5 protein-coding genes and 1 pseudogene are annotated in these 8,905 nt (G+C 58.1%); 3 read left to right on the top strand and 3 right to left on the bottom strand.

Features of this window, described 5'->3' with window-relative positions; translation table 11 throughout:
- Positions 1 to 36: 36 nt before the first annotated feature.
- Positions 37 to 4,832, bottom strand: a pseudogene (locus KGB03_RS24920) (dermonecrotic toxin domain-containing protein).
- 230 nt (positions 4,833 to 5,062) lie between these two features.
- Between KGB03_RS24920 and KGB03_RS24925 the strand changes: the two are divergent.
- A complete protein-coding gene (locus tag KGB03_RS24925; RefSeq protein WP_218535264.1) occupies positions 5,063 to 6,103 on the top strand; it encodes an Ldh family oxidoreductase in 1,041 nt (346 codons plus the stop codon).
- 94 nt (positions 6,104 to 6,197) lie between these two features.
- Here the strand turns inward: KGB03_RS24925 and KGB03_RS24930 are convergent, their stop codons facing one another.
- Entirely contained in the window at positions 6,198 to 6,515 is a 318-nt protein-coding gene (locus tag KGB03_RS24930; RefSeq protein ID WP_111450066.1) for a YqjD family protein, read from the bottom strand.
- A gap of 165 nt (positions 6,516 to 6,680) precedes the next feature.
- Here KGB03_RS24930 and KGB03_RS24935 point away from each other — a divergent pair, with 165 nt between their 5' ends.
- Positions 6,681 to 6,932 (top strand): hypothetical protein, encoded by a 252-nt coding sequence (locus KGB03_RS24935; RefSeq protein ID WP_008155229.1) that lies wholly within the window; start codon positions 6,681 to 6,683, stop codon positions 6,930 to 6,932.
- On the opposite strand, the gene KGB03_RS24940 is transcribed toward KGB03_RS24935, so the two are convergent.
- Complete coding sequence (locus KGB03_RS24940; RefSeq protein WP_218535261.1) at positions 6,907 to 7,842, bottom strand: LysR family transcriptional regulator; 936 nt, start codon at positions 7,840 to 7,842, stop codon at positions 6,907 to 6,909. The genes KGB03_RS24935 and KGB03_RS24940 overlap by 26 nt on opposite strands.
- 85 nt (positions 7,843 to 7,927) lie before the next feature.
- Between KGB03_RS24940 and KGB03_RS24945 the strand changes: the two genes are divergently transcribed.
- Positions 7,928 to 8,851 (top strand): carbon-nitrogen hydrolase family protein, encoded by a 924-nt coding sequence (locus KGB03_RS24945; RefSeq protein ID WP_223529650.1) that lies wholly within the window; start codon positions 7,928 to 7,930, stop codon positions 8,849 to 8,851.
- Positions 8,852 to 8,905 lie beyond the last annotated feature (54 nt).

Below are 8,905 nucleotides of genomic sequence, written 5' to 3' on the forward strand. Positions count from 1 at the left end.
GCAATTACCCATCAACTGAGAATTTATTGTTCTGATTCACGGGGTGCTGGTGTGCAGTTGGCGCCCCATATGGCTCATGAGCCATGCAACGCTGTCGGCGTTGCCGAGTTGCACCTTGAGTCTGACCAGTGGATCTCGCTTGAAAATCTTGCGGGCAGCGCTCAGGTTTTCTCCGCCGGTCAAGGTCAATAGATGCGCTTTTACCCGATCAGTATTTTCATATGAAGTGCTGCCCGGATCCTCCCACACACCGGTGTCAGGATCCTCGGTCATGAACAGCTGGGTAAGGGGAGTCTTGATCGAGAGTGCGGTTTCCTGAAGCGTGGTCAACGCGTCCTTGAGGTCACTGGCAGTTGCGCTGGCTTGTCCAATCAGATGGGGAAATGGCCTGCTGGAATCGAGGTAAGCGATGTCTTCGGTTTTGCAGACGATATGGGAAAGCTCATGAATAAGGGTGACTGCTTGAGCATGGGTTTTGATAGGGAAGGCAGGCTCGGAAAGATGTTTGCGGTAGAACTCGAAACCGGTGTCGAAGAACTTTTCTGCCAGATAGATTTTCTGCTTTGCATCCGTTGGAACGATGAAGCCGAATGTTGTTGCCGCGCCATCGAGCACCCTGCCGATTGCAAAACGACTGGACTTCGGCTTTCTGAGGGAGGGGGCCAACAAGGCCGCAAAAATGTCAGTCATGACTTTTTCAAGCTGCTCCACATGCGTGGACTGCACTTGCGGCACATCAATAAAATCCATGATGAGTTGATGCACGGGTGTCACCGTTTTGTCGGAAGACTTCAGCAATTGCAGGTTTTGAAAGCAGTTCCAGGCATAGGTGGTTGCCAGGTCCAGCGCTTCGTCAATCTGGCGGGCCTTTTGCGGAAACAGTCGACGGATTTCGCGCATTCCATTGGCATCGACGTTCATGCCCCCCCAAACCGAAGATACGGTGCGCCACCGATTGCTGATGCTGAAGCGGGGCGCTGGCGTTTCCCTATCCAGAACCCATTGTTTCGACACGTTCTGACTCAGCCGGGGACCGCGATTGTTGGTGTCGGCGATGCGCCAGTGTGTGCCGCGCTTTGCGACCGGATATACCTTTCCTTCAACCGGTGCGTAGGTTTTATTTGTCGTCGGATGGGTATAGAGGCCGAGACTCGAATTTAATGTGAGCGAATTCAGGTCCACATCCAGGCTTTCATGACGCTTCAACTGCGTACGTTCGGGGGCTGTAATGGCGACATCCTGCCATTTGAAGCGGGTATCGGGCGTTGCTGGCGCCGGTGCAGTTAACGTTGAAGATGGCTTCGCTTGCGATTCCAGCGACAGTCGCAACGTGGCGAGTTGTGCGATGCCGCTGATAAATTCCTTTAACGCCGCTCCCCATTTGTGCGTTTGAAGGTCTTCGGCGGACTGCTTGATGTCTCGGTAACTGCGCCACACCGTAATCGGGTAGGCAAGCTTGCCCATCAGGAACGTAAATGCCCCTTGCAGATCTTCACCCAGCACATGCTTGATGGTTGCCCATTCGCTCTGCTTTTTGTCATCGGCCTGACAACCGAGCAATCGTGCCAGTAAAGCGGCGTTGTCATTGAACAAGTGTCCGAACAGATTCCCCTTGATCGGGTTGGACGCCAGCGTCACTTCGGCGAGGCGGCTATTGGAGGTCGCCATCCTGAGTTCAAGCAGTATCCGTTCAGGCTGCGGGAGGTTCATGAGCACCCAGTCGAGTAGACCGCCGCGTGTCTTCAGTTCGGTCACCAGTTGTGTTTCATTCTTGTATTCTTTCACCCCGTGACCGGGGCTATGAGGCGCGACAAGGACCTGTGGCGCGGAGCTGTCAGCCGATGAGCCAATCAGATAGACGCCTGGCACCTTGATCGCCTGTTCATGCTTGATGCCCAGGAGCTCAAGTGGGCGGATGATCGCGTGGGCACCGTCGACTGCCGCGCGGGCGATAGCGTCAGGCATGTCCATGACTTGGCGTATCAGATCAAACCCGGTCTCGCTGAGGCGCTCCTGCAATTTTTCCGTGTGGGCGTAATGCATCAGTTGCCAGGGTAATTGCGTGTAAAAACGCTTCCTGCGGTCCTTGGCATTCGCCTGGGTGTCTGCAAAGGCTTCGTTCAATGTCTTTTGCTGAAGTTCACCCAGCTTCAAGTTTCGTATCAGGTCCCTGATGTAGCTTTGGTTCATATCCTGGGGGATCGCGGTGTTATCAAGCGACACCAGTTTGAAATGGATTTTGTCCAGATCCTTGAAATGGGTCAGTGCAAAATCGGTCAGGGTTTGGGTGCTGGCTGCAGACCTCGAGCGCTTGTCGATCTGTATCTGGACCTTATCCGGATCAATGTCGAACTGAGTTGTTTTTCAAGTGCATCGTGCGCCGTGCGTGCCAGGGAGCTTATGCCTGTGAGGTAGTCCTGATCGTTGGTCACGTTGTTGAGGTATTGCTGAAGCAACTCCCCGTGCAATATCTGGTCTTGAATGGACGCCTTGGCCAGCCATGCCGGCAGTTTTTGCTGAGTGGTCAGGGATTGGGCAATGTCCGTCGCGCGGTCTAGCCCGGTCATCGGTTGGCGCAAGGCCACCAGCTTCAGGAGACTGGCCAGGGGCGTCGCGGGAAGCTTCGTGGCCAGCGCACGGATGACGCACGCCTGGTCCAATTGGACATAGGGCTTTTGCACGTGATCGAGAAAATGCTCATCTATTCGTTGCAGCGACGCCAGGGTGTAAGTCCGCCCAGCCACTCTCTCGCTGCGTCCAAGGTTCTCCAGAAGGGAGGGGCGATCATCGGTGTCCTTGAGGCGTCGATTGAGCTCGTTCAGCAACGGAGTCAATGCCCTGAAAGCTTCAAATCCCAAGGCCGGCGTCCACAAAATCGCCTTGCCCGAATGCTTCGGGTCCAGGCCTCCACGTTCCGTCAGCACAAAACAACTGGCCAGTTTCAACGGGGCGGTGGTCCCACTTGCCTTCAATGCCAAGGAAAATACGTCCGGCAAAAACCCGTTCAATGCCGCTCGCTGCAGGCGTGCCGGGGTATCAAGCACGGTGCTGATGATTGCCTGTTCCGTCGCACTCAGGGTGCGCATGACGCTGTGCAGCTTCAACTCGCTGCGCAATGCCGTTGACAGGGTTTGAGTGAAGCGCGATTGCAGGCTCCCAAGCGAGGAATTGAAGATGCGCTGCGCTTCGGCAATCGTTCGAGTTGTCGCGGGAATGACCGGCTGGTTTTCAAGCAGTAGGTCGAGCGGCCGCTTAATGGTGGAAAGAAGGGCCTGATGCTCTTTGGCCGACTCGCCGTGAACAGTGGCAGGTTGCGCGCTCAGGCGCCGGTCTGCGTGTGTGCTCCAGCGTCCTTCGGCATCGGCAGCCAGCAGGCGATCGTCGATCAGTCCGCGGACATCGAGTGCCTTGTCGAACAAGGCTCGGGGATCCTGCGTGCCTTCGCTTTCACGGTATTCGCTCAGCGCATAGGCCAGATTCTCGCGTTGCTTGCCAAGGATGTCGGTCATCAACTGTTCAAACACCGGGCCGATGATCGGTTCACCGACAATCACTTGTTCATCCGGCTTCATTGAAAGAAACGTAGCGCGTTCGTCTAACGACATGAAGTTGAGCAGCGTGTCTTCATGCCTTTGGGTTTTCAACATCTGCGCGACGATTTTCCCGACAGCGAGCAGGTCGCTCGCAGCCTCGATGCCTCTGGAAGGGGTGTACAGAAAATCCAACGCGTCGCTGCTGCCGATCATCACAGTGGAGGCGAGCTCCACGTAATGCTTGAAGGGGGCGGTGACACGGACTTTTTCGGCACGAAGAGGATCGTCGATGTCAGGTTCAAGGCTGAGGTTCATCAGCCGCAGGTATTGCTGCGTCGTTAAAACACGTTGCTGACGCTGAAGCAAAAGCTTCAGGTGAAAGGTATCGCGCAAGCCCTCGGCAAAAACCTTCCGGCGTGATTGCCCATCGTTCATCGGTGTGTTCCAGAACGTCTTGAGCAGGTCTTGCAAGCGCGGGGTCAACGTTTGTGCGATCTCTTTGACTGCACTTTCCCAGGCCTGGTTATCGGCGGCGCTGCTCACGCTGTGCCGGGGGTTGGAAAAAACTCTGGTATCGCCAGTGGGCCACTGATGGGTCAGGTAGTAATGCAGCAGGGTATCGCTCAGTGAATGCGAGGAAAGCAATTGCTGGTCATCGCTGCCGATGACAAAGCTCTTCAGTCGGGTAAGGCGCTGGTCCAGTGTGGGGAACGGTTCATGCAGCGCGGTCTTGAGGGTCTCGTCCAGCATCGATTGCAGCGTTGGCAGCTTGAGCAACTCGCCCATCATCGTCCTGATGTTCTGAGCCTGATTGCGCTCGAGGGTGAGCTCCTGGGTCTGGAACACCGCACCTGCGATGGCTTGCGTGGCAATGTCTGGCGCGGTGGCGGCGGGTAAAGCGCTGCGTTGTTCGATGGAGAGAAAACGCAATAATTCACGCTTCCCAGTGGGCTGTGCCAACCATTCCTTGAGTTTGCTTTTGAGGCCCTTCATGTCCGCGAATTTGATCAGGCCTTTCCACGGTGTGTAGAGCGTGACTTCTCCATCGTTGGGCCGGCTCATGGCAAAAGCGCCGGCCAGGAGGATGCCAGGCGCATCAGGTACGCTTAAAAGCAGCTGGTCGACGTGCATGGGCTCGCTGTTGGCGATACGGGCTGCATGCGTCGCCAGATAAACAGCATTCAACCACTTCAGGTCATCAAGCGTGAAAGACAGTGCCTTTTCGCGTTCACCGGGCTGTTTGGCTTTAGATGCAAGTGCTGCCTCGTCGAAAAAATACGGCAGTGTGGGAGCAGACATGGTTTTTCCTCGAAGTGCTGCGATCGGCGGGTAATCGCAGGCCGTTGGATTGAGGAAAAACAGTACGGTCAATGGAAGGCTCGGGTGCGGTACATATTGCTTGATGCGAACAGGCTGGCGAGACTTGACAGGACGCCGGTAGAACAGCGCTTAATCGACAACTGTTTTGGGTTGCCCTGCAACCCGTTTCACCCTGTTGCCCGTACTCAATAATAAAACTGGAGCTTCAGATGACCGCAACGCCCGAAGTGGCCGTCAGTTCGAACACTCAAACGCTCGATTTCGACGCGCTCGTTCTTTTGCTTGAGCAGATTTTTCAGCGCCACGGCACCTCCGCCGATGTCGCCAGGACACTGGCCCTCAACTGCGCCGGCGCCGAACGCGATGGCGCCCATAGCCATGGCGTGTTCCGCATTCCCGGTTACGTGTCGACGCTCCAGAGCGGCTGGGTCAATGGCCAGGCTGTGCCGGTGGTCGAGGACGTGGCCTCGGGCTTTGTCCGGGTCGACGCCGGCAATGGTTTCGCCCAACCGGCCTTGGCGGCAGCACGCGCCTTGCTGGTGGAAAAGGCCCGCAGTGCCGGCATTGCGGTGCTGGCGATTCGTAATTCCCACCATTTCGCCGCCTTGTGGCCGGATGTCGAGCCTTTCGCCTATGAAGGCCTGGTGGCGCTGAGCGTGGTCAACAGCATGACCTGCGTGGTGCCGCACGGCGCCGATCGTCCGCTGTTCGGGACCAACCCGATTGCTTTCGCCGCTCCCCGGGCTGACGGCGATCCGATTGTCTTCGACCTGGCGACCAGCGCCATTGCCCATGGCGATGTGCAGATCGCCGCGCGCAAGGGCGAGCGTTTACCGCCAGGCATGGGGGTGGACAGTCTCGGCCAGCCGACCCAGGACCCGAAAGCGATTCTTGAGGGCGGCGCGTTGCTGCCGTTTGGCGGCCATAAAGGTTCGGCGCTGTCGATGATGGTCGAGCTGTTGGCAGCGGCGTTGACCGGCGGCAATTTTTCCTTCGAGTTCGATTGGTCGAACCACCCGGGGGCCAAGACGCCATGGACGGGCCAACTGCTGATCGTGATCGACCCGAGCAAGGCGGCCGGGCAGAATTTTGCCGAGCGCAGTCAGGAGCTGGTCCGGCAGATGCACGGTGTGGGGCTCAAGCGTTTGCCGGGGGATCGACGTCATCAACAACGGGCCAAGTCCAGCACCGAAGGCATTAAGCTCGATGCTCAGACGCTGGCGGATCTGCGGGAACTGGCCGGGCTCTGAGTCCTGCATACTCTCAGTCTGCATAAAAGCCGGGCATGAAAAAGGCGAGCTGCGTGCTCGCCTTTTTGCTGGGTACTGATTAAAACGGGGTCGCTTAACGCCGACCCAACAACAACCCGACCACCAGGCCGAAACCGGCAGAGATCGCCACGGTTTGCCACGGGTGACCACCGATGTAGGTTTCAGTGGCTTCGACCGCCGGTTTGGTCCGGTCACGAACGCGGGTGACGGAGTCCCGAGCCTGTTGAAGTTTCTGGGCGATCTGCCCACGAAGCGTGTCCGCTTCCTCACCCACGAGCGAGGCACTGTTTTTGAGCAGTTTTTCCGATTCTTCGATCAGAGACTGAAGTTCGCTGAAGGCCTGATCCTTGATTTGATCTTCGGCGATTTGTGCGCGGGTTTTGCGGGCCATTGAGGTACTCCTTGCAGATAAATGGACAGTGAACAGTGGAGTCCGTCGTCAGCGAAAAAGTTGCAGTGGATTTTCGCACTGCCCCCACCTTGACGAAAAATCCTGAGTCGGAGATTTCTTCCTACAGTGTAAGATGTCGCCTATTTTACGCAGCAGGTAACTCCCATGAGCTTCAATCTGGCCGACAAACCCCTTGCCGAGCGCGCTGCGCTGGAAGATGAGAAATCCCGTCTGTTCGATCTATGGCAAAGCAACCTGGGCAAGTCCAAGGGCGAAGCCGCGCGGTTGTTCGGTGAACGCGCCAAGCGCAAAGGCAAATGGGCCGAGTGGGTCCGTGCCGAACTTGACGGCATGTCGCCCCCGGAATTTGCGAACATGGTGCGCAGCGAAGTCAATCGCCTGATGGCTGCCAAGTAGCGTTCGCAAAACTCGCGACAATCGCTTCCCGTACTTTCAATACCACCGGATCGAGCTGCGTACTGGTGCGCCAGCCCAGTTCGATCGGGTATCGCGGCAACGCCAGAGGGCAGGGCAGCAGTGCCAGTCCGCTGAGCGCTGCAATGCTTTGGGCCGCATGGGCCGGAATGGTCGCCACGGCCTGACTGCCCTTGAGCAAGTGCGGCAACGCGGCAAAGTGTGTGGTCGAAGCACATACCCGCCGAGTCAACCCCAGCGCCGCCAGCCCTTCATCGGTGATCCCGATAAAGCCGCCCGACGACACCAGAATGTGCTCGCGGGCGACGAACTCATCAAGGCTGAGGGTCTGCTGCCCCACGGCCAGGCTGAGCGGGTCCGCCAGGCACAGATAGCCGCCTTCTCCCAGCACCTGACGGCTGAGCAAGCGCTCGGCAAACCCACCGGCGGTAATCGCCAGATCAATGCTGCGTTCCATCAACGCTTGCGCGACGATCTGACTGTGGGTCTGACGAAAAATTAGCCGTAGCTTCGGCGCGACGCGGGCGATCTCTTCGATCAGCCGGCGGCCATAAGCGATTTCGAAATCATCGGACATACCCACGGTCACCGAGCGCCCGTCGTAATGGTGGGCGGCCGGATCGACCATCGCCAGGCTCTGCCGGCATTTGTTGAGGGCGTCGCTGACCACCGGTTTCAACTGGTTGGCCTTGAGCGTGGGCGCGAGTCCGCGGCCTGTGCGCACGAACAACTGATCGCCATACACCTCGCGCAGCCTTCGCAGTGCCGCGCTGACCGCCGATTGCGTCACGCCCAGACGCAACGCGGCCCGGCTGGCGCTGGACTCCTCGTGGAGCGCTTCGAAGACTTTCAGCAGGTTGAGATCGACGGTGGCGATATTCATCTGGTTCATATCATTCAGCAGTAAACGGGGCTTTATTCATGATCCCGTGGCGCCGGAGAATGAGCAACACCTCAATGCTTTCGGAGTTACTGCGATGCCCAAGTCAATCGTTGCTGCACTGCAAATCGGCGCCTTGCCCGGTGGCAAGGCCGAGACCCTGGAACAGATCCTTTCTTGGGAAAACGCGATTATCGAATCCGGCGCGGCGCTGGTGGTCATGCCCGAAGCGTTGCTCGGCGGTTACCCCAAAGGCGAGGGCTTTGGCACTCAGTTGGGTTATCGCCTGCCGGAAGGGCGTGAAGCCTTTGCCCGGTACTTTGCCAATGCGATCGACGTGCCCGGCGCGGAAACCGAAGCGTTGGCCGGGCTGTCAGCGCGCACCGGCGCCAATCTGGTGATCGGTGTCATCGAACGCGCCGGCAGCACCTTGTTCTGCACTGCGTTGTATTTCGATCCGCAGGCCGGGCTGGTCGCCAAGCACCGCAAACTGATGCCCACCGGCACCGAACGGTTAATCTGGGGCAAAGGCGATGGCTCGACGTTGCCGGTGATCGACAGTCAGGTCGGGCGGATCAGTGCGGTGATTTGCTGGGAAAACATGATGCCGCTGCTGCGCACCGCGATGTACGCCAAAGGCGTGGAGGTCTGGTGCGCGCCAACCGTGGATGAGCGGGAAATGTGGCAGGTCAGCATGCGCCATATCGCCCATGAAGGACGCTGCTTTGTGGTCAGCGCCTGTCAGGTTCAGGATTCACCGCACGCCTTGGGCGTGGAGGTTGCCAACTGGCCGGCGGACCGCCCATTGATTGCCGGTGGCAGTGTGATCGTCGGGCCGATGGGCGACATTCTGGCGGGGCCGCTGCGTGACAGCGCCGGTTTGCTCACCGCAGAAATCGACACTGATGACCTGATCCGCGCCCGTTACGACTACGACGTGGTCGGGCACTACGCGCGCCCGGACGTGTTTGAGCTAACGGTGGATGAGCGGGCCAAACCTGGCGTGCGTTTCAACACATAACCCATGTGGGAGCGGGCTTGCTCGCGAAGGGGCCATAACATTCAACATCTATGC

It is taken from the genome of Pseudomonas sp. BF-B-26, assembly GCF_019956495.1.
Taxonomy (GTDB): domain Bacteria; phylum Pseudomonadota; class Gammaproteobacteria; order Pseudomonadales; family Pseudomonadaceae; genus Aquipseudomonas.